The following is a 25997-nucleotide window of genomic DNA, read 5'->3' as shown; positions in this document are numbered from 1 at the left end:
CGTTCTACCCGTCGGCCCGGCGCGCGGCCCGCTTCGCCGCCTGCTCGCGGTAGGTCCGGAGGTTCTGCCGGTACTTCGGGGCCAGGGTGTTCTCCAGCCCGATCAGGGCGAGCTGCCGGTCGGCGAATCCCTGGCAGAAGTCGTCGAACTTGGCCCCGTTGCCCGGCACCAGGATGTAGTCCCCGGGCAGTACGGCACCGGCCCCCGTGATGAGCGCGAAACGGGCTGGGCTGATCTTGGAGTCGATGGCACCGTAGAGGAGGTTGCTGCAGGACGACTTGGCGTTGCCCGCGGTCTGCCAGCGTCGGTCGAAGTGGGAACGGAAGCGGGACAGCGCGCCCCCGTTGTTGTAGTGCGAGGTCATCCAGTCGGCGATGTTCCCGTTCGCCGCGACGTGCTTCGCCAGCAGGTATCCGTCGACGTCCTCGATCATGTCGGTGTAGCCGAAGCTGGACACGGTACCGGGGATCGCCAGCTTGGCCCGGCAGAAGGTGAGCGGGGAGGCGTACTCCTCCACGGAGTTGCGCCAGTCCGCCCAGAAGGTCATGATGTCGCCGCCCCAGCCCGCCACGTCACCGCCGGTCGCGTCCCCCTTGTCGTCGGGGTCGGAGTTCTCAAGGAAGCCGTTGGCGGTGGCCATCAGGTGGGTCGCGTCGAGTTCGTAGCCGGTGATGGTGTCGGTGAAGGAGTCGATCACCGACTCGCCCCGGCTGTTGCAGTAGTTCACGAAGTCACCGTCGTAGCTGTTGGCCAGCCACCACCACTTCAGACCGTTGTACTTCTCGTGCCGGATGTACTCCATCACCAGCCGGCTGGCGTTGGTGCCGACGTTGTTCGCGCTCTTGTAGGCGAGGGCGTGGTTGTAGAGCCGTTGCACGTAGGCGATGAAGGCGTCGGCGGGGCCCGTCGGCCGGTTCACGGAGTTGCTGCCGGGCTCGCCGTTCAGCCGCCAGACGTCCCGGTCCAGGTCGAAGGTGTCCGAGCCGTTGGTGACCTTGAACTCCTTGATCTGGTTGATCGCCCAGTTCGGCGGCAGGGAGTAGCCGAGGTTCCCGGAGAAGCCCCAGGACATGCCGGAGACGAAGGAGAAGCGGGCGCCGGTCTTCTTGGTGACGTTGATGCAGACGTTGCGGGAGCCGTACACGCCGTGGAAGTACTTCTTGCCCCGGCTGGCCAGGCCCGCCACCACCCCGTTGAAGTACGTGATGATGCCCTCGGGGTAGCTGTCGATCTCGCCCTGCTGCGCGTCGTAGTCCACCGCGAAGTAGATGGTGGTGCCCCGGTTGAAGCCGTACTGGCTGGCCAGGTCATGGGCGTTGAGCGCGTGCGAGAAGCCGTGGCCGTAGGTGAAGTCGGCCAACTGGCGGGCGTTGTCCTGGTAGATGGGGAAGACCCTCAGCCCCGCGTCGAAGATGGTCTGCAGCTCGCCCGGCTTGATCTCCTTGTCGAGGGTCGATCCCGGCGGGTCGTACAGGTACCGGCCGACGAGTTGGTAGCCGTTGTCACGCATCCAGCGGGCGCGTGACGCGGTGATCTCGAAGCGGGTGTCCGACCCGGTCGCCCTGCGGTCCGCGTTGCCCATGGACACCAGCAGCTGCGCCCAGGTGTCGTACTCGCCCACGCCGTAGTTGGCGTCGCCCTTCTGGTACAGCTGGGAGAAACCCTGGAAGATCTCGACGAACTCCCTGGTCTTGGAGTCGAAGCTGTCCTTGAAGGTGGTGCGCACCTCGGTGTCGTCCAGCCCGCGCAGGATCACCGGCTCGTTGAAGACACAGGCGGCCGTGAAGAGTTGGACGAAGATGCCGGAGCTGCCCTCCCGGACGGGATGCGCGCGCAGGCCGTCCTGGGTGGCGGGACCGAAGTTGCCGTTGGGCGCCGAGATCCCCAGCTCGTACTGGAGGGCGATCACCAGGGACTTCTGCACGTCTCGGGAGTAGATCCCGTCGGCGGGCCCGATGTTGTAGGCGCTGCGCTGCCAGTAGCGGCCGTTGAGCCACCGCTGGATCTCCCGGATCTTGTCGGTGCCGCCGGCCACGACGACGTACGCGTCCATGTTGAGGATGCACTTGAAGATCTTCGCGGTGGTGACGCCGCCGACAGTGCCGGTGCCGCCGTCGGGCAGGCCCATGTCCACGCGGAGCGCCTTGACGGCCTCGGTGGTGACGGCGCCGTACTCGCCGTAGCCGTTGGCTCCCCAGTAGCCCTTGCAGAACAGGCCGTGCTGGAGGATCCGGACGATGTTCGCGTTCTTGTTCCATCCGAACCCGATGTCACCGAGCGCCTCCAGCTTGGACATCGTGGTCGGCCCGAAGCTCGCGACGAGCGGCGAGATGCCGAGCTCGTGCTGGAGCCCCATCACCAGGGCGTACATGGTGGACCAGCCCGTTCGGCCGTCCTCCGGACAGCGGACGTAGCCGCTGTACCCACCGTAGGTGGAGTTGACCCACTTCTGGGCCTCCAGAACCTTGTCGTCGGCCATACCCGGGCCTTCCTCTCGTAAGCGTGCAGGAGGCGCAACTGAGGGGGGAAGAAGCGGCCTGACCTGCACCGTTGCTCGGGTACAGGTCAGGCGGGCTTATGGAGGGACCCTAGGGGGACGGTCTCTCCGCGCTCTCTTCGCAGGGGCGGGCGACGCGGGCCCGGACGGCCCGGGTCTCAGCGCCGGCTGACCCACTGACCGGGGGACAGGTCCGTGCCGGGCAGCCCCTCGGAAGGCAGCCGCGGGGTGGCCCCGGTCAAGCCGGGGGACTGCGGCGTCGGGCAGAGTGCCCTGACGATGTGTTCGTTGATGGCGTCGTCGATCGGGCTCGGCTCGAAAGCCGTACCGTCGGCGGTCAGACGCTGGTACTTCATGAGGTTCCAGCCCATGGCGAGTTGGCGCTTGCCGTCGGGGCTGGACAACGCGATCGTGCCGGCACCGAAGACCGCCCCGTCGTGGCCCCAGAAGCGGCCGCAGCCGGGCAGGTCGAGCGCGTAGATGCCGAGGCCGTAGTTGATGCGCGCGCCGCCCGCGTTGACGGTGACGGTGCTCAGCATCTCGTCCAGGGCGGCCGGTCCGATCAACTTGCCCGTCAGCAGGGCGCGGTAGAAGCGGTTCAGGTCGTCGGTGGTCGAGATGATCGAGCCCGCGGTGGACGCCCAGGACATGTTGTAGACGCTGTAGTCACGGGGCGGGTCGATCAGGCCGTAGAACGACTCGTACATCCGGGAGTGCGGGCCCTTGATGTACGGGGTGCGCGCATAGGAGGTGGCGCGCAGCCCGGCCCGGTGTATGACGTTGCGGGTGATGTACGTCCCGGCGTCCTGGCCGGTCACCTTCTCCAGGATCAGCCCGGCGATCACGTAGTTGGTGTTGGAGTACGAGCCCGGCTGCTCGCCGGGCCGTCCCGTGGCGGGTGCCTCCAGACCGAGCCGCACCAGTTCCTCGGGCCGTATGGAGCGGAAGCGTTCCTCGTCGAGGCTGGCCGTGGAGTTGGCGGCGAGGGACGGGAAGGCGCCCAGGATGTAGTCGCCGATTCCGCTGGTGTGGTTGAGAACCATCCGTACGGTCACGTCCCGGCCCCGCTCCCCCTTGACGAGGTCGGGGAGGTAGTCGCCGACGGGCGCGTCGAGCCGGATCCGGCCGCGTTCCACCTGCTGGAGCACCGCGACGGAGGTGAACGTCTTGCTGATGCTGCCCACTCGGTGCCGCATGCCGGGCCTGACCGGACGCCGGGTGTCCACGTCGGCGACCCCGGACGCGCCGGTCCACCGCTCAGCCCCGTCACGAACGGACGAGTAGAGGCCGTACATGCCCGCTTCGTGGGCGGCGTCCAGCGTGGTGCGCAGGGCGGCACGGTCCAGGGACTCGGCCGTCGGTGGGGCGGTTGCGGCTGACGCCGTCGGTAGGGCGGTTCCGGCGTCGGCTGATGCCGTCGGCACCGCGGCGGCTAATAACAGCGTGGCGCCGAGGGCGGTTCCGACGAGTCGGGTGATGCGCAAGGCTTGTCCCTTCCTGGTGTCGAGCCAAGGTCGACGTAATCCTCATGGATCACCGACGCGCCTTACATCCTTCCTGCGGATGATCAGCGGCCTCACCGGCTCGGGCCGTACTCAGGTCACCTCGCGACGAGAACGTTCGTGCCCTGTGCGTCATGCGTGACGCCCGTCGGCTGCTCCGGGTCGGAGGGCCACCAGGGGGCCGTGACCGCCGCGAACAGGACGGCGCCGACCTGGTCGGAACTGCTTGCCTCGGCGCCGGCCGGCAGCGCGAGGCGGATCCGGACGGTCCGTGACTGGCCGGGAGCGAGGTCGAATGCGTCCGTCTCGACGTGGGTGCGGCCCGTCAGGTCGGTCCAGTGGCCCTGGCGGTTGATCGACCAGTGCAGTCGCCGTACGGATCCGCCGATCTCCCCGGGCGCGAGGGAGACGGCGACGCGCAGGTCGGAACGGGTGCGCTTGCCCGCGGCGTTACGGACCTTCACGGACCACTCCACCGGCGGGCCGCCCCCGGTCGCCCGGAGAATCTGCGGGACCTCGACGGTGAGATGCGTGGGGTCGACGGGCAGCCGCAGGCGCGCAGCGGAGGCGGACGGGTGGATGTCCGGGGAGCGGGGATCCTGGGCCATCTGCGCGGCCACCGTTTCGGTGACGGCGGGAGTCCTGCCGTCCACGGAGTCTCTCCGCTGATCGGCGGTGAACATCCGCAGGTCGAGCCGTGTGCGGGCCTTGCCGCGGTACGAGAGCGGCAGTATGCCGGCGAACTCCCCGTTGTCGTCCTGCTCGTTGGTCCACTGGAGCGGCACGTCGTGCCAGGAGCCGTTCTCGCGGATCTGGACCTTGTCGGGGACGATGCCGATGTACAGCGCCACCTGGCGTCGCAGGGCCTGCCCGGCGGTCAGGCCCGCGACGGAGAGGTGGAGGGGGAGGGGCGGGCCACCGGGGACCAGGGCGTCACCGTCCGCGCTGAGACGCACGACCGGATGAGGTGCGGGTGCGGACCCGCTCGCGGAGGGGTTCTTGGCCGACGGCGCCGACGTCCGGCCACCGCACCCGGCGAGCGCCGTCATCGCGACAACCGAGGCAGCCACCATGAGCGCAACGGCCGGTCGGGGCTTTCGAGTCATGGGCGGTCCTCCGCGGCGGACTCTACCGGCGGCCGCGGCCGGCAGCGGGGCCATCAGGGAAACCCGCCCGCCTACGACGTCCTACGCCGTCCGATGTAGTCCGGCGACGGTGAGGGCCCCGGCGTCACACCGGGGCCCTCACCGTCGTACGAGATTCACCGCACCGTCAGCCGCACTGGCACGGATTGCCCGACTGGCAGCCGCAGCCGCACCCCGAGCCGCAGCCGCACGCGCCGAAGAGCGGGAGGCTCCTGATCTCGGCGGGCTGCTGCGTCGGGTGTTGCCGCGTGGGGTCGGGTGGGGGAGTGCTCGGGGATTCGGCCATGGACCCTCCTCAAGACTGGTACCTGTGCCCATGGGACGCCCGCCGGGCCGGGCGCATCAACGGCGCACTGTGGCTCGCGGGCACGCGGGCGGCCCCCTCCCGAGCTGACCCCCGCCGGGCTCAGGCCCCCTCCGCCTCCTGTACCGGCTGGATCTCCGGCTGCACGTCCTGCTGGATCTCGTCCGCGTGCTCACCCGTCACCAGGAACACCACCCGCTTCGCCACCGACACCGCGTGGTCGGCGAACCGCTCGTAGTAGCGGCCGAGCAGGGTGACGTCCACGGCCGTCTCGATGCCGTGCTTCCAGCGGTCGTCGATCAGGTGCTGGAAGAGGTGACGGTGCAGGAGGTCCATCTCGTCGTCGTCCTGCTCCAGCTGGAGCGCCAGGTCGACGTCCTTGGTGATGATCACCTCGGCGGCCTTCGCCATCAGGCGCTGCGCGAGCTGGCCCATCTCCAGGATCGTCGCGTGCAGGTCGTGCGGGACCGCGCGCGACGGGAAGCGCAGCCGGGCCAGCTTCGCCACATGCTGGGCCAGGTCGCCCGAGCGCTCCAGGTCCGCCGACATCCGCAGCGAGGTCACGACGATACGGAGGTCCGTCGCGACCGGCTGCTGGCGGGCCAGCAGAGCTATCGCACGGGCCTCCAGGTCGTGCTGGAGCTCGTCGACCTTCTGGTCGGCCTCGATCACGCTCTCGGCGAGCTTCAGGTCGGAGTCGAGGATCGCCGTCGTGGCGCGCCCGATCGCAGAGCCGACCAGCCGGGCCATCTCCACCAGACCGTCGCCGATCGAATCCAGTTCCTCGTGGTACGCGTCCCGCATCAGGGTTCCCTCTCGTACGTCGTCTTCGGGGGCTCGCCGGGGGCCGGGGCCCGGCGCGAGTGTCTTGAAACCGGTGCTTCGCACCCCACGCTCCCACGTTCCGGCCTGTACGCGTCCGTTTCCGGCACCCCAAATGAACCAATCCTGGCTCCAAGGTGAACTCTGGGCGACGAGTGTTCGAGGTCGCACTCGGATGGCTGTGGCCAGGCGGGATCCCGTGCCTAACCTGAGTGCATGGACGTGAACGCGGCGGTCGCCGCAGCGGCAGCGATCGCCGGTGTACTCACCGGTGTCATCGCCGTGCTGGCGTTCCGCTGGAGCGAGCGGGAGCAGAAACGCCCCACCCGCACCTCCCTGCACACCGACCCGGTGCTTCCGCCGGGCGTGGACACCGTCCTGTCGGTGCTGCGCTCCTCCGCGGTGGTCCTCGACGAGGCCGACGCCGTGGTCAAGGCCAGCTCCGCGGCGTACGCCCTCGGGCTGGTCCGCGGCGGCAAGCTCTCCGTGGAGCCCATGCTGCGGATGGCCCGGGACACCCGCAGGGACGGGGAGATACGCCAGGTCGAGCTGGATCTGCCCAGGCGGGGGACCGGGCGGGGCGAGGCTCTCGCCGTTTCCGCGCGGGTCGCCCCGCTAGGATCCCGGCTGGTGCTGCTGCTGGTCGAGGACCTCACCGAGGCCCGGCGGATCGAAGCGGTGCGACGTGACTTCGTCGCGAACGTCAGCCACGAGCTGAAGACCCCCGTCGGCGCGCTCTCCCTCCTGTCCGAGGCGGTGATGGGCGCCTCCGACGACCCGGAGGCGGTGGAACGCTTCGCCGGCCGTATGCAGATCGAGGCGACCCGGCTCACCAACCTGGTGCAGGAGCTCATAGACCTGTCGCGGGTACAGAACGACGATCCCCTGGAGGACGCCGAACCGGTACGCGTCGACGAACTGGTCGCCGAGGCGATCGACCGCTGCCGCCACCAGGCCGGCAGCAAGAACATCACCATGGCCGCCGGCGGAACCGACGACCTGCACGTCTGGGGCAACCGCGGCCAGCTCGCCGCCGCCCTCGGCAACCTCGTCGAGAACGCCGTCAACTACTCGCCCGCCCGCACCCGGGTGGGCATAGCCGCCCGCAAGATCAACGGGCCTGGCGGGGACATGATCGAGGTCGCCGTCACCGACCAGGGCATCGGGATCTCCGAAAAGGACAAGGAGCGCGTCTTCGAGCGCTTCTACCGGGTCGACCCGGCCCGCTCCCGTGCCACCGGCGGCACGGGCCTCGGCCTCGCCATCGTCAAGCACGTGGTCGCCTCGCACGGCGGAGAGGTCACCGTGTGGAGCGCCGAGGGGCAGGGCTCCACCTTCACCCTGCGGCTGCCGGAGGCGGGCGTGGCCCGCGACCGCGCGCTCCAGCACCCCGACCTCGACGACCCCGACGGTCCCGACGACCTCGACGGTTCCGATGATCTCGACGGTCCCGAGGGCCTCCGCGATCGCGACGGTCTCGACGAGGAGACCGGTCGACGCACTGCCTCAACCCCCCCATCACGTTCATCATCTTCTTACGAACCGCATCCCGCCCCGGAGGTCCTTCCGTGACCCGTGTGCTCGTCGTCGAGGACGAGGAGTCCTTCTCCGACGCCCTGTCGTACATGCTCCGCAAAGAGGGCTTCGAGGTCGCCGTCGCGACCACCGGGCCCGACGGACTCGACGAGTTCGAGCGCAACGGCGCCGACCTCGTCCTCCTCGACCTGATGCTGCCCGGCTTGCCGGGCACCGAGGTGTGCCGCCAGCTGCGCGGTCGCTCCAACGTCCCCGTCATCATGGTGACCGCCAAGGACAGCGAGATCGACAAGGTCGTCGGGCTGGAAATAGGAGCCGACGACTACGTGACCAAGCCGTTCTCCTCCCGCGAGCTGGTCGCCCGCATCCGCGCGGTCCTGCGCCGCCGCGGCGAGCCGGAGGAGGTCACCCCGGCCGCGCTGGAGGCGGGCCCGGTCCGTATGGACGTGGACCGCCACGTGGTGACGGTCTCCGGCTCCAAGGTCGACCTCCCGCTCAAGGAGTTCGACCTCCTGGAGATGCTGCTGCGCAACGCCGGCCGTGTCCTGACCCGCATGCAGCTCATCGACCGGGTCTGGGGCGCCGACTACGTCGGAGACACCAAGACCCTCGACGTCCACGTCAAGCGCCTGCGCGCCAAGATCGAGCCCGACCCGGGCGCGCCGCGGTACCTGGTGACGGTCCGCGGACTCGGCTACAAGTTCGAGCCGTAAACCGCCCGCTGACGCCGACGCCCACGTAAGAAGGGCGGGACCTCTCCACGAGGTCCCGCCCTTCTTTCGTACGGCCGTCCGTACGACCGCTCAGTGCCCGTACGCCGCCTCAGTGGCCCGCGGCCGGCGACTCGCTGGTGCTCGCGGAGGCCCCGTCGGACGGGGTCGCCTTGTCGGCCGGGGTGTTGGACGCGCTGGGCGAGCCGCTCGCGCCGGCGCCCGGTTCGGTGCTGGTGCCCGGCTTGGCCGTGCCGCCCGGCTTGCCCGCGCCGCCCGGGGCGGACGGCATCTCGGTCGGGCCCCACTTGGTGAAGTAGTACTCGGCCGGGACCACGAAGGCGCGCAGGCTGATGTCGCCGGTCTTGCTGAAGGTGAAGGTGACCTTCTGCGCGTTGCCGTTCTTGACGGACGCGCCGATCTCGTTCAGCGCGGCGGAGGCGTTGCCCTGGCCGCCGAGGATGACGGAGCCGCCGGCCGGGACGGTCAGCGCGCCCTTGCCCTTGGCGGGCGTGAGGTCCGCGGAGCCGCCGCCGTCGACGTTCACCGAGTCCAGGGTCTGCGCGGTGTTGCCGCTGTTGAACACCGTGGCGGAGATCACCGCCGGGCCCGTGGACTCGTCGTTGGGCTGGGTGATGACCATGACGTTCTGGAGCTTGATGTCCCCCAGACTGGTGGCCGCGTTGTCCGGCTTGACCTCCAGGGTCTGGGCGTTGTTGCCGGCGCCGCACGCGGCGAGCGAGGCGATCGAGAACGCGATGGCGGCGGTGGCGAGGGCACCGCGTCGAAGGCTGCTGCTCACGGCGGCGGCAACTCCTTGAGCTCGAGCGAGGCGGCCCATGAAGCCGCGCTAAGTGTCTGTCAGCGGCCTCAGGTTACCGAGCCGGTCCGATCACACTGCACCCGACCCTCCCCGAACGTCCGCTCCTCACGGCAAGGCGCAGGAACACCGGTAGTCGCAGGACTGGACATGCGCGTAGTCACACGAGGCACAACCGCCTCTCAGGTCACATTGTGGTGACGCTCGTCTGCCATTCACATAAGTTCCCCCGCTTGGCCCCGGGGATTTTCCGTGGAGGAATCCGTGAACCCCGGAATTGATCACCGTCCGGGTGGTCGGGCGGCTCGGTGATCAATTCCGGATTCGTCTCGTACCTCACTCCCGGCACCGAACGGAGTAGCGGAAGTCGCACGCTTGCAACCGGACATATGGGGATGTTCGGCCACTCGAGAGGGTCTTCGGATGCGTGTAACGTACGCGTTTCACCTCCCCCGGAGAGCCGCTCCCACCTGCGAATACTTTCTTCCGCTCGGCTCGCGCAGCACGTTCCTGTTGCTGTTGTCAAGCCCCGAGATATGCCCTGACCTGCGAAAACGCCATTCAGAACCCGCAGTTTCCGTGTTACCCTGGATAGCCACGGAAGGGGTACCTGTCACATGACGTTCAAGGTTGGCGACACCGTGGTCTATCCCCATCACGGGGCCGCGCTGATCGAGGCTATCGAAACTCGCCAGATCAAAGGCGTGGACAAGACCTACTTGGTGCTGAAGGTCGCCCAGGGTGATCTGACGGTACGTGTGCCAGCGGACAATGCGGAGTTCGTCGGCGTGCGTGATGTGGTTGGTCAGGATGGACTGGACCGGGTCTTCGAGGTGCTGCGCGCGCCGTACGCCGAGGAGCCCACGAACTGGTCGCGTCGTTACAAGGCAAACCTGGAGAAGCTCGCCTCCGGCGATGTCATCAAGGTCGCGGAAGTCGTACGTGACCTGTGGCGTCGTGAGCGCGAGCGCGGACTCTCCGCCGGTGAGAAGCGCATGCTCGCCAAGGCCCGCCAGATCCTGGTGAGCGAGCTCGCGCTCGCGGAGAACACGAACGAAGACAAGGCGGAGGCCCTGCTCGACGAGGTCCTGGCGTCCTGACGCCGGCGCAGGCCGCACCACGCAGCCCGCTCAGCTCAGCACACTGAAATGCCGCGGTGCCCGATGACGTAGTGATGTCGCCGGGCGCTGCGGCATGTTCGCGTTTCGGCGCCGTACGCGTGTTCACCTCGGGGGTGACACCCCCGATACTCTGCGTGCCGGGCCCGGGCAGCCGACTCGACCAGGGTCACGGAAGGGTTCTGGTCACGGTTGTCGTACCCGGCACGCTGAAGGCCATACCCACGTATGCCGAGCACACAAACCTGACAGGAACCGATGTCTGACGATTCGCGTCCCTCGCCCGCCGAAGCACGCCCGGCGGCCCGGCCGGCCGCCCGGACCGCCGCCGTGATCCCGGCCGCCGGCCGCGGCGTGCGCCTCGGCCCGGGTGCCCCCAAGGCGCTTCGCGCACTGAACGGCACGCCCATGCTCATCCACGCGGTACGCGCGCTCGCCGCGTCCCGAGCGGTGTCCCTGGTCGTCGTCGTGGCACCGCCCGACGGCGCGCCGGAGGTCAAGTCACTGCTCGACGCGCACGCGCTGCCCGAGCGGACCGACTTCCTCGTCGTCCCGGGTGGCGAGAGCCGTCAGGAGTCCGTGAGGTTCGGCCTGGACGCGCTGCCGCCCGAGTACGACATCGTCCTCGTCCATGACGCAGCCCGGCCCCTCGTCCCGGTCGACACGGTGGACGCCGTCATCGAGGCCGTACGCGAGGGAGCCACGGCCGTCGTCCCGGCGCTGCCGCTCGCGGACACCGTCAAGGAGGTCGAGCCCACCGCGACCCCGGGCGAACCGGAGCCCGTCGTCGCCACGTTGGACCGGGCCCGCCTGCGTGCCGTCCAGACCCCGCAGGGCTTCGACCGCGTGACCCTGGTCCGCGCCCACGAGACGGTCACCGAGGACGTCACCGACGACGCGAGCATGGTCGAGCAGCTCGACGAGACGGTCGTGACCGTGCCCGGCCACGAGGAGGCCTTCAAGGTGACGCGCCCCCTCGACCTGGTCCTCGCCGAGGCGGTCCTGGCCCGCAGGAGGCTCAACGATGGCTTCTGAGACTCCGCCGTACGTGCTGCCCCAGGTCGGTATCGGCACCGACATCCACGCCTTCGAGGAAGGCCGCGAGCTGTGGTGCGCCGGCCTGAAGTGGGAGGGCGAGGGCACCGGCCTGGCCGGGCACTCCGATGCGGACGTGGTCGCGCACGCCGCCTGCAACGCGCTGTTCTCGGCGGCCGGCCTCGGCGACCTCGGCCGGCACTTCGGCACCGGGCGCCCCGAATGGTCGGGCGCCTCCGGCGTCACGCTGCTGACGGAGGCCGCCCGGATCGTCCGCGAGGCGGGCTTCACCGTCGGCAACATCGCCGTACAGGTCGTCGGACCGCGCCCGAAGATCGGCAAGCGGCGGGACGAGGCCCAGAAGATCCTGTCGGAGGCGGCCGGCGCCCCGGTCTCGGTCTCCGGCGCGACCACGGACGGCCTCGGCTTCCCCGGGCGCGGCGAGGGCCTGATGGCGGTGGCGACGGCACTGGTGGTGCGCACCGCGACCTGAGCCGACCCACCGGCGGCACGGACCGCGGGCGCGGGCCGGAGGCCGAGGCGACGACCCCCGTTCCCAGGGCTCGAGCCCGGCTCCGGCCGCGGCCGGACGTCACGAATAAGCCCAGCTTGAGTTGAAGGTCGCGGGGCACTCCCCGAGGCCTACTACCCTGGACTCGTGACTATTCGCCTGTACGACACCAGTGCCCGGCAGATTCGCGACTTCACCCCGCTCCAGCCGGGTTGTGTCTCGATCTACCTGTGTGGTGCCACCGTGCAGGCCGCACCGCACATCGGGCACATCCGCTCGGGCCTGAACTTCGACATCATGCGCCGCTGGTTCGCCTACCGCGGCTACGAGGTCACGTTCGTCCGCAACGTCACCGACATCGACGACAAGATCATCACCAAGTCGGCCGACCAGGGCCGCCCCTGGTGGTCGATCGGCTACGAGAACGAGCGCGCCTTCAACGACGGCTACACCGCCCTCGGTTGCCTGCCGCCGACGTACGAACCGCGCGCGACCGGCCATATCACCGAGATGGTCGAGATGATGCGCGGCCTCATCGAACGCGGCCACGCCTACGAGGCCGACGGCAACGTCTACTTCGACGTGAAGTCGTTCCCGGAGTACCTGCGCCTGTCCAACCAGGAGCTGGACAACCTGCTCCAGCCCTCCGGCGAGGGCGAGACCGGCAAGCGGGACCCCCGCGACTTCGCCATGTGGAAGGCGGCCAAGCCCGGCGAGCCCAGCTGGGAGACCCCCTGGGGTCGCGGCCGGCCCGGCTGGCACCTGGAGTGCTCGGCGATGGCGCACAAGTACCTGGGCACCGTCTTCGACATCCACGGCGGCGGCCTGGACCTGATCTTCCCGCACCACGAGAACGAGATCGCCCAGGCCAAGGCCTACGGCGACGAGTTCGCCCGGTACTGGGTGCACAACGCCTGGGTCACCATGAGCGGCGAGAAGATGTCGAAGTCGCTCGGCAACTCGGTGCTCGTCTCCGAGATGGTCAAGGCCTGGCGCCCGATCGTGCTGCGCTACTACCTCGGCACCCCGCACTACCGCTCGATGATCGAGTACAGCGAGGAGGCCCTGCGCGAGGCCGAGTCCGCGTTCGCGCGGATCGAGGGCTTCGTGCAGCGCGTGGTGGAGAAGGCCGGGGGAGCCGTCGAGCCCGCCGCCGACGTGCCGCCCGCCTTCGCCGAGGCGATGGACGACGACCTGGGCGTCCCGCAGGCCCTCGCCGTCATCCACACCACCGTCCGGCAGGGCAACTCCGCGCTGGCCGCCGACGACAAGGAAGCCGCGGTGGCCCGCCTCGCCGAGGTCCGCGCCATGCTCGGCGTCCTCGGCCTGGACCCGCTCGACCCGCACTGGGCCGGCGAGGCCGACCGCGGCGACACCGTGCTCAACAAGAGCGTGCACGGGGTCGTCGACACCCTCGTACGCCTGGTCCTCGACCAGCGTGAGGCGGCCCGCGCACGCAAGGACTGGACCACCGCGGACGCCATCCGTGACCAGCTCAACCAGTCCGGACTCGTCATCGAGGACGGACCGCAGGGACCCCGCTGGAGCCTCGGCCCGCGCTGAGCTCTTTCTTGATCGATTGTGCCGCCCGGCCATCCGGGCGGCACACTGCATATACGTACGAACGCATGCCTCGGATTCCCCGGGGCTTCTCCGCGAACAGACAGGTAGGTCATGGCAGCCAACAACCGCCGCATGTCCGGCAAGAAGGGCGCGCAGGTCGGCAGTGGCGGCCAGCGACGCAAGGGCCTGGAGGGCAAGGGACCGACCCCGCCCGCGGAGGCGCGCAAGGGACACAAGAAGAACCGCATCGCGGGCGCCAAGGCGAAGCAGGCGGTACGCCGTCCCACGCCCCGCGGTCGCGGCGGCCGGTCGACGTCCGAGCTGGTCGTCGGCCGCAACCCGGTCGTCGAGGCGCTGCGTGAGGGCGTGCCCGCGTCCACGCTGTACGTCCAGCAGTTCATCGACAACGACGAGCGGGTGCGCGAGGCGCTCCAGCTCGCCGCCGAGCGCGGCGGGATCAACCTCATGGAGGCCCCCCGCCCCGAGCTCGACCGCCTGACCAACGGCCTCAACCACCAGGGCCTCGTCCTCCAGGTCCCGCCGTACGAGTACGCGCACCCCGAGGACCTCGCCAACGCCGCCTACGACAACGGCGTGGACCCGCTCATCGTCGCCCTCGACGGCGTGACCGACCCGCGCAACCTCGGCGCCGTCGTCCGGTCCGTCTCCGCCTTCGGCGGTCACGGTGTCGTCGTACCCGAGCGGCGCGCGGCCGGCATGACCGCCGGTGCCTGGAAGACGTCCGCCGGTACCGCCGCCCGTACGCCCGTCGCCCGCGCCACGAACCTGACGCGAGCCCTGGAGGCGTACCAGAAGGCCGGCATCGTGGTCGTCGGCCTGGCCGCCGACGGTGAGTCCGAACTCGGCGACCTGCCCGCCCTGGACGGCCCGGTCGTCATCGTCGTCGGCAGCGAGGGCAAGGGCCTGTCCCGGCTCGTCGGGGAGACCTGCGACTTCCGGGTGCGGATCCCGATGCCCGGCGGTGCCGAGTCGCTCAACGCCGGTGTCGCGGCGGGCATCGTGCTGTACGAGGCCGCCCGCCGACGCGCCTGAGCGACTGTTCGACACAGTCACCCACACGAGGCATTCCTGGCGTCCAGGACAAGCTTGACGGGGTCCGGACACATCCGCCCGGTCAAAGCAGTGTCCTAAACACACGTCACTCGGTTAGATGAGTGTGGACACCAGAACACCCCGCACACCCACGGGGGACGGCCCGTCGGGCTACGACGACGCTCCCGCGCTGAGCATGGTGAAGGTGCCGAGCGATCCGGCGCAGATCATCGTCAACCATGCGAGCTTCCGCGTGCAGTTGGGCGCGTCGTCCCGGCGTTCCCGATCACCGCGGGTCGCACGGCACCTGAGCGCCGCCGATGACACCGCGCGCATGCCCGCCGTCGGCGCGGGCGGCAGACCGGGCGCGAGCGTGGGCGCCCGTCGCCGCCCCGTCGTGTGGAGCGGCAAGTCCGCCCCCGACGACACCGGCGCCCACCGCCTGCTCCAGGCGGTGCGAGGCAGCATCCGCCACGGCGAGGAACCGGCCCCGTCCGCCGATGCCGGAGCCACCCAGGTCATCCCCCGCGTCGACGTCAACGGCGGCTACGGCGGCCCGGGTTACGCCGACGGCGGCTACGGCGACCTCGACCAGACCGTCGAGACCCCGGTCGTGGGCGCCCAGCGCACCCCCGTATCCGAAGGCACCCGGCTCCTGCCGAACATGCGGACCGTGGGCAGCGCCTACGACGAACCCGCATACCAGGAACCCGGCTACGACGACCCCGCGCACCACGAACCCGGCTACGACGAACCGGCCTACCCGGGCGAGGAGTTCGACGAGTACGAGGACACCGGCGCGGGCGCCGACCGCGACCACCGGGCCAGGCGCCACGGCGACGACCCCGCCCGGCACACCTACTACCCGGGCCGCCGGATGAATCTCGGCGTGGTCCTGCTCCCGCTGCGGGTCTTCCTCGGCTTCATCTCCATCTACGCCGGCATGGGCAAGCTCTGCGACCCCGTCTACTTCGACGGCGGCGAACGCGGCTCCATGGTCAAGTGGCTCAACACCCTGCACCCCTGGGAAGTCGCCGAGCCGCTGCGGCAGTTCGCCCTCCAGCACCCCGTCGGCGCCGGGCTCGTCATCGCCTTCTTCCAGGTCATCGTGGGCGTCCTCACGATCCTGGGCTGCTGGCAGCGGGTCGCGGCGGTGGTCGGCGCGGGCCTGTCGGCCGCGCTCCTGGTCACCGTCAGCTGGGAGAGCGTCCCCGCCTACGACACCCCCGACATCATCTACCTCGCCGCCTGGTCCCCGCTGATCATCGCGGGCGCACCCGTCTACTCCATCGACGGCCGCCTGGCCGGCAGTGCCTGGCGCCGCCTCGGACCCCGCGCCGACATCTGGGAGCTGCGCCAGTACGTCCTGCGTCGCGGCGCCCTCATCACCGCCATCACCACCGGGGTCACCCTCCTCATCGGCTCACTGCTCGGCGGTGCCGTCCGCGACGCCGACCGTGTGATCGTCCCCGGGCCCGGCGAGGCTCCGCGCAACGAACTCCCCGGCTCCCCGCTCCCGCGGGACCCCGCCAAGCGCCACAAGGCGACCCCGTCCGCCTCCGGTTCGCCCACCCAGGGCGCCACCGCCGGAACGGCCGGCACCCCGACCGCCGACGCCACCACCCCGGGCGCCACCCGGGACGCCGGCACCACGACCGGCGGCATGCCCAGCCAGACCCAGGGCACCACCGGCCAGGTCCCGCCCCAGCAGGCCCCCCCGGTCCAACAGGTACCCAGCACCAGCTCCGGCCCCACCTCCGGGGGCAGCGCCACCGGCGGCGCCGGTTCAACCGGCTCGACCGGCGGGGCGGGCGGCTCCGGCAGCTCGGGCAGCACCGGCGGCACCGGTGGCTCCGGCTCTACCTCCGGCCAATCCGGCCTGGTGGGCGGCCTGTTGGGGTAACCCAGCCGGTGGGCGGAATCCTGGGCAGGCCCGCCGGCTGAACAACACCTCGCCCACGACGACGAAGGGGCCCCGCACGAGTCGCTGTGCGGGGCCCCTTCGGCATGCGCGGGGTCCAACCGGCATACGGCGTACGGCATCCGGCGTCTGGCATCGGGCGTCCGGGATCGCCTCAGCGCCCCATCGCAGCCAGCTCCTTCGCCGCCTCCGTCAGATCCTTCGCGGTGTCGATGGCCCGCCAGTACGCCCCCTGCGGAATCGGGAACCCGGCCAGCCGGAGCTCCCGCGCCAGGTGCGGGAACGTCGTCCGCTCATGGTCCCCCCGCTCGGGCAGCAGATCGACGAACTCCGGCGAGAACACATAGACACCCGCGTTGATCTCGAACGTCGACGGCGGCGCCTCGATGAAGTCGGTGATGTGCCCGAAGCCGTCCGTCTGCACCGCTCCCCACGGGATCCGCGGACGGGCCAGCGCGAGGGTCGCGACGGCGTCCCGCTCGGTGTGGAAGTCCGCCATGTCGCGCAGCGAGAAACGGGTCCAGATGTCGCCGTTCGTGGCGTACCAGGGGCGATCCGGGTGGGGGAGATGCGCGGCGGCGTACTTGAGGCCCCCACCGCGGCCCAGCGGCTCCGACTCGACGACGGTCCGCACGTTCACCGGCAGATCCGCGGAGTCCAGCCACTGCTCCAGAACGTCGGCGAGGTGGCCGCAACTGACCACCACGTCCGTCACGCCCTCTTCGGCGAGCCACATGAGCTGATGGCCGATGATCGGAGTCCCCGTACCGGGAATCTCCACCATCGGCTTGGGCCGGTCGTCCGTGTAGGGGCGCAGCCGGGAACCCTGGCCACCGGCCAGGACCACGGCTTGAACGGGGCGGGACGCGGCGTTCGGATCGGTCATGATTCGAACTGTACGTGGCGCCCCGCCCCCGGCCGGGTCCGGCAACGATTCCTTGATCAGCCGTTATCGCCCGCCCTCCCCGGCCGGGCGGGCGGTAACGGACTTCGGGCGCTCAGCTGCGCGCCGCCGCGACGCCCGTGGCGAAGGACGTGTCGCAGACCGGGCGGGTGTACGACTGGGCGCGCGTGGGCCCGTACACACGGACCGCGGCACGGCCCAGCGCCCTGGCGATGGACACGCAGTGCTCAGCCAGCGACGGACGGCCGTTGACGGCCTCCTGGAGGTGTGTGAGGGCGATGCCGGGGTCCTTCTCCTGGAGTTCTGTCAGGAGCCGGTCCCGCAGCACCTCCTGCGGGGCCCTGGGGGCGCGCGGCTTGGCGTCCGACAGTGCGGCGTCGGATGCCATGAGGACGGAGTTCGAGGGATTCCCCGACCAGTTGACTCGGGTGACCGCGAGGGTCCCGGAGAGCACCAGGACGACGGGCAGGACGAGGGCGAGGGAGCGGCCGATCCGGCGGGCGGGGCCCCGGCCGCGTCGCGTCTGTTGGTTAGTGGAGTACTTCACGCGAGTGAGGGTAGCGTGGGGTAATCTTTTGGCGACATTTAGTCACCGGTTCGGGGGATGAACTGGTGCCTTTTCTGGGTGACGGGTTGACGCACACCGCTCGAAATGACCGGTCTGCCGGGGTATTTGTCGACAACGAAGAGGGCCCCGCGGCAGACCGCGGGGCCCTCTTCGTCAACCAGGGTGGATATCACCCCGGTCGGTCGCTCTGTTGGCTCAGTCGGTGAGGCGCTCGCCCGTGGAGGTCGAGAACACGTGGGTCTCGCCCGGACGCGGCACGACGTGCAGCGTGGCGCCCTTGTCCGGGACCGCACGGCCGCTGACGCGGACGACCAGGTCCTTGAGGTCGTCGCCGACCTTGGCGCTGCCGTAGACGTAACCGTCGGCGCCGAGCTCCTCGACCACGTTCACGGAGACCGCGAGACCGGCCGGGGCGTCCTCGGTGTCCTTCGACAGCGCGGACGCGGCGGCACCGTTGTGCTCGACGATGTCGAAGTGCTCGGGACGGACACCGACCGTGACGGTGCGGTCGCCCTTGTCGGAGGCGGCCTTCAGCGCGTCACGGTTGACCGGGACGACGCTGTTGCCGAACTTCACACCGCCGTCGGTGATCGGGACCTCGACGAGGTTCATCGCCGGGGAGCCGATGAAGCCGGCGACGAAGAGGTTCGCCGGACGGTCGTACATGTTGCGCGGCGAGTCGACCTGCTGGAGCAGACCGTCCTTGAGGACGGCGACCCGGTCGCCCATCGTCATGGCCTCGACCTGGTCGTGGGTCACGTACACGGTGGTGATGCCGAGACGGCGCTGCAGCGACGCGATCTGCGTACGCGTCGACACACGGAGCTTGGCGTCCAGGTTGGACAGCGGCTCGTCCATGAGGAACACCTGCGGCTCACGCACGATGGCACGACCCATGGCGACACGCTGGCGCTGACCACCGGAGAGGGCCTTCGGCTTGCGGTCCAGGTAGTCCGTGAGGTCGAGGATCTTCGCGGCCTCCTCGACCTTCTGCCGGATCTCCGTCTTGTTCACGCCGGCGATCTTGAGCGCGAAGCCCATGTTGTCGGCGACGCTCATGTGCGGGTAGAGCGCGTAGTTCTGGAACACCATGGCGATGTCCCGGTCCTTCGGCGGCAGGTGCGTGACGTCACGGTCACCGATACGGATGGCGCCGGCGTTCACGTCCTCGAGCCCCGCGAGCATGCGGAGCGAGGTGGACTTGCCGCAGCCGGACGGACCGACCAGGACGAGGAACTCCCCGTCCTCGATGTCGATCTCAAGGGCGTCGACGGCGGGCTTGGTGGAACCCGGGTATACGCGGGTCGCCTTGTCGAACGAGACAGTGGCCATGGTTACAGGGCCCCCTTCTACCGGCAGGAACGTGCCGGACGATCCGTTGTAGGAAGGTGGTGAGCCGCCCCGGGCGAGCCCAGGGTGGTGTAGTCCACACGCGTGAACTGGGTCAGGACGGTACCTGGCGTTCGCCCGCCTGTCAGTACCTGGCGGACGGTGAACTTCGCGGAAATTTTCGACAGGGCCGGTCCTCGGGGTGGGTACACTGCGTGGGCACGTAGGCGCCAGGCGCGTACGGGCCTCCTTAGCTCAGTTGGCCAGAGCAACGCACTTGTAATGCGTAGGTCGTCGGTTCGAATCCGACAGGGGGCTCTGCTGAAACCCCAGGTCGGATCGCTCTGACCTGGGGTTTCGTCGTCTGCGCGGTGCAGTCCGGTGGGCAGGGTCCGAAGCGGTGCGAAGGCGGGGCCTCCTCTTTGGCCATGACTCCCAGGGCGTGCTCAGTACCCACTTTTTTGTGGGTACTTGTCGGTGCAGGGAGCAGGGCGGAACCTGATCACACGGCGGCGTGAGGGGCGCCGTATCCGAGTGAGGCGGGAGTGGCCATGCGTCAGGAGGCCGACTGCGCCTGGGCGAGCTTCTCCAGGCGGCGGTGGCCCCAATCCGAAACGGGCCCCAGGGCCTCCGAGAGCTCGCGGCCGAACGGAGTGAGGGAGTACACCGTTTTCAACGGCAGTTCGTCATGCACCGCCCGGTGCACCAGTCCGTCAGCCTCCATCTCGCGGAGCGCCTGAGTCAGCACCTTCTCGCTGAGGCCCGGCAGCCGACGCCGCAGCTCCCCGGGGCGCCACGGGCCGGATTCCAGCAACCACAGCAGAACGGTCTTCCACTTGCCGTCGATCACGGCAATCGCGGCTGTCACTCCGCAGACGTTCGTGTCCCTGGCGCGACTTTGCGTCACATGAGCCCCTTTCATCACTTTCTTCCGATACTTCTGCAGAGGCTGAACCAACATGTCTTCACACCCCCAACAGTCTGCCGTCACCGTGCTGGGTCTCGGGCCCATGGGCCGAGCTTTGGCCGGAGCGTTCCTGGACGCCGGCCTGCGGACGACGGTCTGGAACCGGACGCCGGGCAGAGACCGCGATCTGGTCGAGCGAGGCGCAGTCGGCGCCCGATCCGCCGAAGAGGCGGTCGCCGCGAGCGGGCTGGCCGTGGCCTGCGTGGTGAACTACGACGCTGTGGACGCCATTCTGCGGCGCGAGGCGGTTACCGACGCGCTCAAGGGCCGCACGGTGGTGAACCTGACCGCCGACACCCCGGCGCGGGCCCGCGACACGGCGGCCTGGGCGGCCGGGCACGGCATCCAATACCTGGACGGCGCCATCATGACACCGACCACGACCATCGGAACGCCTGCCGCTGTCTTCATCCACAGCGGTCCCGAGGAGCTCTACCGCAAGCATCTACCTGCCCTTGAGGCGCTGGGCGGCACCCACACCCATCTCGGCGAGGAGATCGGTCGGGCGGCCGCCTACGACATCGCGCTGCTGGACATCTTCTGGACTGCCATGGCGGGCTATGCCCACGCCCTGGCGGTGGCCAAGGCTGAGGGTGTCACCGCGCAGGAGCTGGCCCCGTTCGCCAAGGGCATAGGCGCGATCATCCCGCCAGTCTTCGAGCAGGCCGCGGAGGACGTGGACAGTGGCGACTTCTCGGGCGAGGGCAACCCGATCACCTCGGCGGCCTCGTCCATGGCCCACATCGTGCAGACCTCTGAAGGTCATGGCATCGACGCGGGCGTGATGCGCGCGGCAGAGGGCATGGCCCGCCGCGTCATCGGCCTGGGCCACGGCACGGATGGGTTCATCCGCATCGCCGAGGTACTGGGTCGCCGCTGAGGAAGCGGCAGGCGGCCGGGCCCCTGGCCGCGGCTGCGGCGACCACTTCTGACCTGGGCTTTCGTATGGTCTGGGTGTTCAGTGAGGGGGCATGCGTGACAGGTTCGCCAGGGCTTCGTCTGTGAGGCGGTACACGGTCCACTCGTTCTGGGGGCGGGCGCCGAGGGATTCGTAGAAGGCGATGGAGGGGGTGTTCCAGTTGAGGACGGCCCATTCCAGGCGGGCGTAGCCGCGGTCGACGCAGATGCGGGCCAGTTCGGTGAGGAGGGCCTTGCCGTGGCCGGCGCCCCGGGCGGTGGGGCGGACGTAGAGGTCCTCGAGGTAGATGCCGTGGACGCCGCGCCAGGTGGAGAAGTTGAGGAACCAGATCGCGTAGCCGACCGGTTCGCCGGTGGTGTCGTCGGTGGCGATGAGGGCGTGGGTCGCCGGGTGGTCGCCGAAGAGGGCGTCGTGGAGTTGTCGCTCGGTGGCCTTGGCTTCGGGCAGGGCCTTCTCGTAGTCGGCGAGTTCGCGGATGAGGGCGTGGAGGGTGGGGACGTCGGCGGGGGCGGCGGGTCGGATCATGGGCGCAGGCTAGCGGGGGGAGCTTTTGAGGCGTTTGGCGATGTCCAGCTGTTGCGGCTGGAGTGGGCGGCCGTCCTCGATCTCCCACAGGCAGTTCTGCAGGACGCGGCCCAGGGACCAGGCGCGGGCCCGGGCGCGGTCGAGGGCCAGGACCTCGGTCATCGCGTCGAAGCGCCAGCAGGTCTCGGCGGGGTCGTAGCGGTTGTCGAGGGCGGGGAGCAGGTCGAAGCCCGGGTCGCCGGCCAGCGGTTTGGGGTCGATGGCGAGCCAGGGGGCGCGGTCGGCGGCGAGGACGTTGTCGTAGTGGAGATCCCAGTGCAGGAGGCGGTCGCCGGGGTCGGCGATCACTTCGCGTACGGCGGCCGCGCAGTCGGCGAGCAGGCGGCGGGCCTGGGGATCGGGGACATGCGTCAGGGCTCGAGGGGTCTCGTCGAGCATCGCTTGCGCGATGTCGGCGAGGCGGCGCAGGCCGGGCGGTGCCGGGGTCGCGGTGAGGTGGGCCAGCAGCCGGGCGATGACCAGGGCGGCCGCACGGGAGTCGGGCAGCCGCGACAGCATGCGGGCCGGGTCCAGGCGTTCCAGGAGCATGGTGCCGGTGGTCGCGTCGTGGTCGAGGAGACGTACCGCTCCGTCGCCGTTCCAGACGCGCAGGGCGACTGGTTCGCCGACGCTTTCCTCGTCCAGGAGTTGCAGCTTCAGCACGGCCTCGGTGCCGTCCGCGCGGACGACCGGAAGAACCAGGGCGGAGACTCCGTGCATCGGCCGGCCGTCGAGCCGCAGTTCCCAGCGGTTCAGGAAATCGGCCGCCAGCTCTGGCAGGCGTGCGATGAAGGCACGCCCTGCCTCTCCGTTGTACTTCGCCTGAGACGCTGCGAGGTCCTCCGGAATGTCAATCACGGTGCGGACCCTACCCGTGTGGGTGAATCAGTCCATGCGCATCAAGCGGGGTTTCCACAGGGTGTGGACGTACGTCCGCAGCGCCCCCGGCACCTATGTCTGGTTGGCGTTGCTGCTCGTGAGTACCGTCGCCGTTCATCTCATGTCGCCGGAGTTCGAGCGGGAGTTCCTGCTGGAGCGGTCGACGAACATTCAGCGGTTGTCGGAGAACCCGGTGCGGGTGTTGTTCGCGAGCGCGTTCCTGATCGACGGTGGGATCTGGCTGCCGTATGTGGCGTTCTACAGCTTCATTCACGCGCCTGCGGAGCGTTGGCTCGGGACGTGGCGCTGGTTGGTGGTGTGTGTGACCGCGCATGTGCTGGCGACGTTGATCAGCGAGGGCGGGGTGCTGGTGGCGATGTGGGACGGGAGGGCGCCCTCGTCGACGGCGGACACGGTGGACATCGGGGTGAGTTACGCGTTGGCGGGGGTGGTGGGGGTGCTGGTGTACCGGATCGCGCGGCCGTGGCGGTTCGGGTATCTGGCGGTGGTGTCGCTGGTGTACGGGGTGCCGTTGGTGGTGGGGCGGACGTTCACTGATTTCGGGCATTTCGTTGCGTTGTTGATCGGGTTCGCCTGTCATCCGGTGACGCGGGGCCGGGGAGGGGTGTGGGATCCGCGCGGGGTGGTGGCTTCGTGGCGGGGGTGAGGTCGGGCGCCGGGCACACCGGCTGACGTCCCGGTCTCAGGCGACCGACTCCGGTATCGGTGTGCCGGTGGGGGCGCCGTGTTTCGGGGGTTTGGTGGTCACCATGAGGCCCGCGACCAGACCGGCCAGCAGCATGATGCCGGCGGCCCACCAGATGGCGACGGTGTAGCCGTGGACGACGCCTTCGTTCACCACCAGGGCTCGCTTGGCGGGGTCGGTGAGGTGGGCGGCGATATAAGTGGCGCTGCTGGTGGTGGCGACGGTGTTGAGCAGGGCCGTGCCGATGGAGCCGCCGACCTGTTGTGAGGTGTTGACGGTCGCCGAGGTGACGCCGGAGTCCTGGGGGGCGACGCCCGCGGTGGCGGTGGAGAACACCGGCATGAAGGTGAGGCCCATGCCGAGGCCCATCAGGAGCAGGGCGGGCAGGATCTCGGTGGCGTACGACGAGTGGATCGTCATCTGCGTGAGGATCACCATGCCGCCGGCGGCGAGGACCATCCCGGGGACCATCAGCATGCGGGGGGCGACGTGGTCGAGGAGGCGGGCGGAGATCTGCGTGGAGCCGATGATGATCGCGACGGTCAGGGGGAGGAAGGCCAGGCCCGTCTTCACCGGTGAGTAGCCGAGGACGACCTGGAGGTAGTAGGTCATGAAGAGGAACAGGCCGAACAGGCCGATGACGGCGAGGCCCATGGTGAGGAAGCAGCCGGCGCGGTTGCGGTCCTTGATGACGTGCAGGGGCAGCAGCGGCATGGGTGCCCTGGCCTGCCACCACACGAACGTCACGAGGAGCGCGACGCCCACCGCGAACAGGGTCAGGACCAGCGGGTCGGTCCAGCCGCGGGGCTGGGCCTCGCTGAAGCCGTAGACGATCGCGACCAGGCCGCCGCAGCCCAGCAGCGCCCCCGGCACGTCGAGGCGGGCGCCGGCGTGGCCGGGGCGGTCGTGCAGCAGGGCGAGCGCGCCGAAGACGGCGATGAGGGCGATCGGTACGTTGACGTAGAGGCACCAGCGCCAGCTCAGGTACTCGGTGAGCAGGCCGCCGACGATGAAGCCGATCGCGGCGCCGCTGCCGGCGAGGGCGCCGTAGATGCCGAAGGCCTTCGAGCGTTCCTTGGGGTTGGTGAACGTCGTCGTCAGGAGGGACAGCGCGGAGGGGGCGAGGAGGGCGGCGAAGGCGCCCTGGAGGGCGCGGGCGCCGAAGAGCATGCCCTGGGAGGTGGCCGCGCCGCCGAGTGCGGAGGCCGCGGCGAAGCCGACGAGGCCGATGACGAAGGTGCGTTTGCGGCCCACCAGGTCGGCGATGCGGCCGCCGAGCAGGAGGAGGCCGCCGAAGGCCAGGGTGTAGGCGGTGATGACCCACTGCCGGTTGCCGTCGGACATGCCGAGGTCGTGTTGTGCGGAGGGGAGCGCGATGTTCACGATCGTCGCGTCCAGGACGACCATGAGCTGCGCGAGCGCGATGATCACCAGGCCCCACCAGCGGCGGGGGTCGGCGGCGGAGTCACCTGGGCGGGTGTCACTCACCTGGCCAGAAGACCACGGATCGGGTCGGGTCGCATCCTTCGAGGTCATGGCTCCAGTACCACCTTTCCGGTTGTGCCGCGGGTTTCCAGGGCGTGGTGCGCGGCGGCAGCGGCGGCGAGTGGGAAGCGCTGGACGGCTGGGGTGAGGCGGCCTGCGGCGGCCTTGGTGAGGGCGCGTAGTTCCAGGGTGCGGACGGGGTTGGGGCCGCCGGCCTTACGCATCATCACGGGCCCGAGGACCTGCTGGGAGACGCCGTCCACGAGATACGGTTCGCCATCGCGCAGGCCGGCTCCCGACCAGCCGAAGACGAGGTGTGTGCCGCCGGGGCCGAGCAGGTCGACGGCCGCGCGGGCGATGTCGCCGCCCACGCCGTCGAAGACGACGGTGGCGGCGCGGGGGGTGCCGGATCCGGGCCGGGACGGGAGGCCGCGCAGGTGGGCGCGGACCGTGTCGGGCCAGCCGGGGTCGGTGTAGTCGACGGCGAGGTCGGCGCCGTTGGCGCGGACGCGGGCCGTCTTCTCGGGGCCGCCGGCGAGGCCGATGACGGTGGCGCCCGCGTTCTTGGCGTACTGCACGAGGAGGGTGCCGATTCCGCCGGCGGCGGCCGGGATCACGGCCACCGAGTGGGGGCCGAGTTCGGCGAACTGCAGGATTCCCATCGTCGTACGGCCCGTTCCGATCATGGCGACGGCCTGGGCGGCGTCGAGGTGGGGCGGGATCTCGTGGACGCGATCGACGTCGGTGACGGCGAGTTCGGCGTAGCCTCCCGGGGCGAAACCGAGGTGGGCGACCACGCGTCGGCCGAGCCACAGGCCGGCGACGCCCTCGCCGAGGGACTCGACGGTGCCGGCCACCTCCCGGCCGGGGATGGTGGGCAGGGTCGGCGGCTCGGGCAGCGGGCCCTGGAGGCCCTCGCGCAGGGCGGTGTCCAGGAGGTGGACACCGGCCGCGGCCACGGCGATACGGACCTGGCCGGGGCCGGGTACGGGGTCGGCGACCTGTTCGAGTGTGAGGTTGTCGGCCGGGCCGAAGGTGTGCAGGCGGATGGCGTGCATGGGGTCCCCCGTCGGTGGTGGTGTCCATCGATGAGCGGCACTCTCGTGCCGCTCGCTCGCTTCTGATGGCCCACTCTTCGA

The 25997-nt window shown here is 70.0% G+C and carries 23 protein-coding genes and 1 tRNA gene; 11 read left to right on the top strand and 13 right to left on the bottom strand.

The window, feature by feature from the left end:
- Window positions 1-4: 4 nt before the first annotated feature.
- From ACFYRY_RS22015 to phoU, 4 genes are all read right to left on the bottom strand, one after another.
- Entirely contained in the window at window positions 5-2479 is a 2475-nt protein-coding gene (locus ACFYRY_RS22015) for a glycoside hydrolase domain-containing protein (RefSeq protein WP_389147983.1), read from the bottom strand.
- A 176-nt stretch (window positions 2480-2655) separates the two neighbouring features.
- On the bottom strand, window positions 2656-3981 hold the full coding sequence (locus tag ACFYRY_RS22010; protein WP_389147980.1) for a serine hydrolase domain-containing protein: 1326 nt from the start codon (window positions 3979-3981) through the stop codon (window positions 2656-2658).
- Between the two features lie 116 nt (window positions 3982-4097).
- Window positions 4098-5105, bottom strand: coding sequence for a hypothetical protein (locus ACFYRY_RS22005; protein ID WP_389147977.1), 1008 nt, complete (start codon window positions 5103-5105; stop codon window positions 4098-4100).
- A gap of 445 nt (window positions 5106-5550) precedes the next feature.
- Window positions 5551-6252 carry a phosphate signaling complex protein PhoU gene (gene phoU, locus ACFYRY_RS22000; protein WP_389148408.1) on the bottom strand — a complete coding sequence of 234 codons (702 nt, stop codon included), beginning with the start codon at window positions 6250-6252 and terminating at the stop codon, window positions 5551-5553.
- Window positions 6253-6486: 234 nt separating this feature from the next.
- Between phoU and ACFYRY_RS21995 the strand changes: the two genes are divergently transcribed.
- Entirely contained in the window at window positions 6487-7842 is a 1356-nt protein-coding gene (locus ACFYRY_RS21995; RefSeq protein ID WP_389147974.1) for a sensor histidine kinase, read from the top strand.
- The gene (locus ACFYRY_RS21990; protein ID WP_015659563.1) at window positions 7839-8519 is read left to right on the top strand and encodes a response regulator transcription factor; all 681 of its coding nucleotides are present in this window, start codon (window positions 7839-7841) and stop codon (window positions 8517-8519) included. Before ACFYRY_RS21995 ends, ACFYRY_RS21990 begins: the two co-directional genes overlap by 4 nt.
- 109 nt (window positions 8520-8628) lie before the next feature.
- On the opposite strand, the gene ACFYRY_RS21985 is transcribed toward ACFYRY_RS21990, so the two are convergent.
- Window positions 8629-9318, bottom strand: coding sequence for a DUF461 domain-containing protein (locus ACFYRY_RS21985; protein ID WP_389147971.1), 690 nt, complete (start codon window positions 9316-9318; stop codon window positions 8629-8631).
- Window positions 9319-9953: 635 nt separating this feature from the next.
- Here ACFYRY_RS21985 and ACFYRY_RS21980 point away from each other — a divergent pair.
- The 6 genes from ACFYRY_RS21980 (at window position 9954) to ACFYRY_RS21955 (ending at window position 16519) form a co-directional block, all read left to right on the top strand.
- On the top strand, window positions 9954-10436 hold the full coding sequence (locus ACFYRY_RS21980) for a CarD family transcriptional regulator (RefSeq protein ID WP_003953493.1): 483 nt from the start codon (window positions 9954-9956) through the stop codon (window positions 10434-10436).
- 276 nt (window positions 10437-10712) lie between these two features.
- On the top strand, window positions 10713-11489 hold the full coding sequence (ispD, locus tag ACFYRY_RS21975; RefSeq protein WP_389147968.1) for a 2-C-methyl-D-erythritol 4-phosphate cytidylyltransferase: 777 nt from the start codon (window positions 10713-10715) through the stop codon (window positions 11487-11489).
- A complete protein-coding gene (gene ispF / locus ACFYRY_RS21970; RefSeq protein ID WP_389147965.1) occupies window positions 11479-11982 on the top strand; it encodes a 2-C-methyl-D-erythritol 2,4-cyclodiphosphate synthase in 504 nt (167 codons plus the stop codon). Before ispD ends, ispF begins: the two co-directional genes overlap by 11 nt.
- Window positions 11983-12147: 165 nt before the next feature.
- Window positions 12148-13563, top strand: a complete 1416-nt coding sequence (cysS, locus tag ACFYRY_RS21965) for a cysteine--tRNA ligase (protein ID WP_389147962.1) — start codon at window positions 12148-12150, stop codon at window positions 13561-13563.
- Between the two features lie 111 nt (window positions 13564-13674).
- Window positions 13675-14616 (top strand): 23S rRNA (guanosine(2251)-2'-O)-methyltransferase RlmB, encoded by a 942-nt coding sequence (gene rlmB / locus ACFYRY_RS21960; RefSeq protein ID WP_389147959.1) that lies wholly within the window; start codon window positions 13675-13677, stop codon window positions 14614-14616.
- A 118-nt stretch (window positions 14617-14734) separates the two neighbouring features.
- Window positions 14735-16519, top strand: coding sequence for a DoxX family protein (locus ACFYRY_RS21955; RefSeq protein ID WP_389147956.1), 1785 nt, complete (start codon window positions 14735-14737; stop codon window positions 16517-16519).
- Window positions 16520-16691: 172 nt separating this feature from the next.
- Here ACFYRY_RS21955 and ACFYRY_RS21950 read toward each other — a convergent pair whose 3' ends face one another.
- The 3 genes from ACFYRY_RS21950 to ACFYRY_RS21940 form a co-directional block, all read right to left on the bottom strand.
- Window positions 16692-17423, bottom strand: coding sequence for an NDP-sugar synthase (locus ACFYRY_RS21950; protein WP_389147953.1), 732 nt, complete (start codon window positions 17421-17423; stop codon window positions 16692-16694).
- Between the two features lie 112 nt (window positions 17424-17535).
- The gene (locus ACFYRY_RS21945; RefSeq protein WP_389147950.1) at window positions 17536-17988 is read right to left on the bottom strand and encodes a hypothetical protein; all 453 of its coding nucleotides are present in this window, start codon (window positions 17986-17988) and stop codon (window positions 17536-17538) included.
- A gap of 216 nt (window positions 17989-18204) precedes the next feature.
- A complete protein-coding gene (locus tag ACFYRY_RS21940; RefSeq protein WP_389147947.1) occupies window positions 18205-19341 on the bottom strand; it encodes an ABC transporter ATP-binding protein in 1137 nt (378 codons plus the stop codon).
- Window positions 19342-19582: 241 nt separating this feature from the next.
- On the opposite strand from ACFYRY_RS21940, the gene ACFYRY_RS21935 reads away from it, so the two are divergent.
- A tRNA-Thr gene (locus ACFYRY_RS21935) sits at window positions 19583-19656 on the top strand.
- Between the two features lie 238 nt (window positions 19657-19894).
- Here ACFYRY_RS21935 and ACFYRY_RS21930 read toward each other — a convergent pair.
- A complete protein-coding gene (locus tag ACFYRY_RS21930; protein WP_389148405.1) occupies window positions 19895-20245 on the bottom strand; it encodes a winged helix-turn-helix transcriptional regulator in 351 nt (116 codons plus the stop codon).
- Between the two features lie 52 nt (window positions 20246-20297).
- Between ACFYRY_RS21930 and ACFYRY_RS21925 the strand changes: the two genes are divergently transcribed.
- On the top strand, window positions 20298-21185 hold the full coding sequence (locus ACFYRY_RS21925) for an NAD(P)-dependent oxidoreductase (protein ID WP_389147944.1): 888 nt from the start codon (window positions 20298-20300) through the stop codon (window positions 21183-21185).
- A gap of 78 nt (window positions 21186-21263) precedes the next feature.
- Here ACFYRY_RS21925 and ACFYRY_RS21920 read toward each other — a convergent pair whose 3' ends face one another.
- Window positions 21264-21749 carry a GNAT family N-acetyltransferase gene (locus ACFYRY_RS21920; protein WP_389147941.1) on the bottom strand — a complete coding sequence of 162 codons (486 nt, stop codon included), beginning with the start codon at window positions 21747-21749 and terminating at the stop codon, window positions 21264-21266.
- Window positions 21750-21758: 9 nt separating this feature from the next.
- Window positions 21759-22646 carry an aminoglycoside phosphotransferase family protein gene (locus ACFYRY_RS21915; protein WP_389147938.1) on the bottom strand — a complete coding sequence of 296 codons (888 nt, stop codon included), beginning with the start codon at window positions 22644-22646 and terminating at the stop codon, window positions 21759-21761.
- A 34-nt stretch (window positions 22647-22680) separates the two neighbouring features.
- Between ACFYRY_RS21915 and ACFYRY_RS21910 the strand changes: the two genes are divergently transcribed.
- Window positions 22681-23334: a rhomboid-like protein gene (locus ACFYRY_RS21910; RefSeq protein WP_389147935.1), complete on the top strand. Its 654-nt coding sequence runs from the start codon at window positions 22681-22683 to the stop codon at window positions 23332-23334.
- Window positions 23335-23370: 36 nt separating this feature from the next.
- On the opposite strand, the gene ACFYRY_RS21905 is transcribed toward ACFYRY_RS21910, so the two are convergent.
- Window positions 23371-24909: an MFS transporter gene (locus tag ACFYRY_RS21905; protein WP_389147932.1), complete on the bottom strand. Its 1539-nt coding sequence runs from the start codon at window positions 24907-24909 to the stop codon at window positions 23371-23373.
- Window positions 24906-25916, bottom strand: coding sequence for a zinc-binding dehydrogenase (locus ACFYRY_RS21900; RefSeq protein ID WP_389147929.1), 1011 nt, complete (start codon window positions 25914-25916; stop codon window positions 24906-24908). The genes ACFYRY_RS21905 and ACFYRY_RS21900 overlap by 4 nt, the downstream gene beginning before the upstream one ends.
- Window positions 25917-25997: the final 81 nt, after the last annotated feature.

Source organism: Streptomyces sp. NPDC005263, from assembly GCF_042872365.1.
Taxonomy (GTDB): domain Bacteria; phylum Actinomycetota; class Actinomycetes; order Streptomycetales; family Streptomycetaceae; genus Streptomyces.
The sequence above is the reverse complement of the archived record's forward strand: the minus strand, read 5'-3'. Positions and strand labels throughout refer to the sequence as shown.

What these genes read in the sequence shown, in the direction of transcription:
- ACFYRY_RS21925 (WP_389147944.1), top strand. Translation starts at nt 20,298, where the DNA reads ATGTCTTCACACCCCCAACAGTCTGCCGTCACCGTGCTGGGTCTCGGG.
- ACFYRY_RS21950 (WP_389147953.1), bottom strand. Translation starts at nt 17,423, where the DNA reads ATGACCGATCCGAACGCCGCGTCCCGCCCCGTTCAAGCCGTGGTCCTG.
- rlmB (WP_389147959.1), top strand. Translation starts at nt 13,675, where the DNA reads ATGGCAGCCAACAACCGCCGCATGTCCGGCAAGAAGGGCGCGCAGGTC.
- ACFYRY_RS21995 (WP_389147974.1), top strand. Translation starts at nt 6,487, where the DNA reads ATGGACGTGAACGCGGCGGTCGCCGCAGCGGCAGCGATCGCCGGTGTA.
- ACFYRY_RS21920 (WP_389147941.1), bottom strand. Translation starts at nt 21,749, where the DNA reads ATGATCCGACCCGCCGCCCCCGCCGACGTCCCCACCCTCCACGCCCTC.
- ACFYRY_RS22005 (WP_389147977.1), bottom strand. Translation starts at nt 5,105, where the DNA reads ATGACTCGAAAGCCCCGACCGGCCGTTGCGCTCATGGTGGCTGCCTCG.
- ACFYRY_RS21905 (WP_389147932.1), bottom strand. Translation starts at nt 24,909, where the DNA reads ATGACCTCGAAGGATGCGACCCGACCCGATCCGTGGTCTTCTGGCCAG.
- ACFYRY_RS21955 (WP_389147956.1), top strand. Translation starts at nt 14,735, where the DNA reads ATGAGTGTGGACACCAGAACACCCCGCACACCCACGGGGGACGGCCCG.
- ACFYRY_RS21980 (WP_003953493.1), top strand. Translation starts at nt 9,954, where the DNA reads ATGACGTTCAAGGTTGGCGACACCGTGGTCTATCCCCATCACGGGGCC.
- phoU (WP_389148408.1), bottom strand. Translation starts at nt 6,252, where the DNA reads ATGCGGGACGCGTACCACGAGGAACTGGATTCGATCGGCGACGGTCTG.
- ACFYRY_RS21910 (WP_389147935.1), top strand. Translation starts at nt 22,681, where the DNA reads ATGCGCATCAAGCGGGGTTTCCACAGGGTGTGGACGTACGTCCGCAGC.
- ACFYRY_RS21940 (WP_389147947.1), bottom strand. Translation starts at nt 19,341, where the DNA reads ATGGCCACTGTCTCGTTCGACAAGGCGACCCGCGTATACCCGGGTTCC.
- ispF (WP_389147965.1), top strand. Translation starts at nt 11,479, where the DNA reads ATGGCTTCTGAGACTCCGCCGTACGTGCTGCCCCAGGTCGGTATCGGC.
- ispD (WP_389147968.1), top strand. Translation starts at nt 10,713, where the DNA reads ATGTCTGACGATTCGCGTCCCTCGCCCGCCGAAGCACGCCCGGCGGCC.
- ACFYRY_RS21900 (WP_389147929.1), bottom strand. Translation starts at nt 25,916, where the DNA reads ATGCACGCCATCCGCCTGCACACCTTCGGCCCGGCCGACAACCTCACA.
- ACFYRY_RS22015 (WP_389147983.1), bottom strand. Translation starts at nt 2,479, where the DNA reads ATGGCCGACGACAAGGTTCTGGAGGCCCAGAAGTGGGTCAACTCCACC.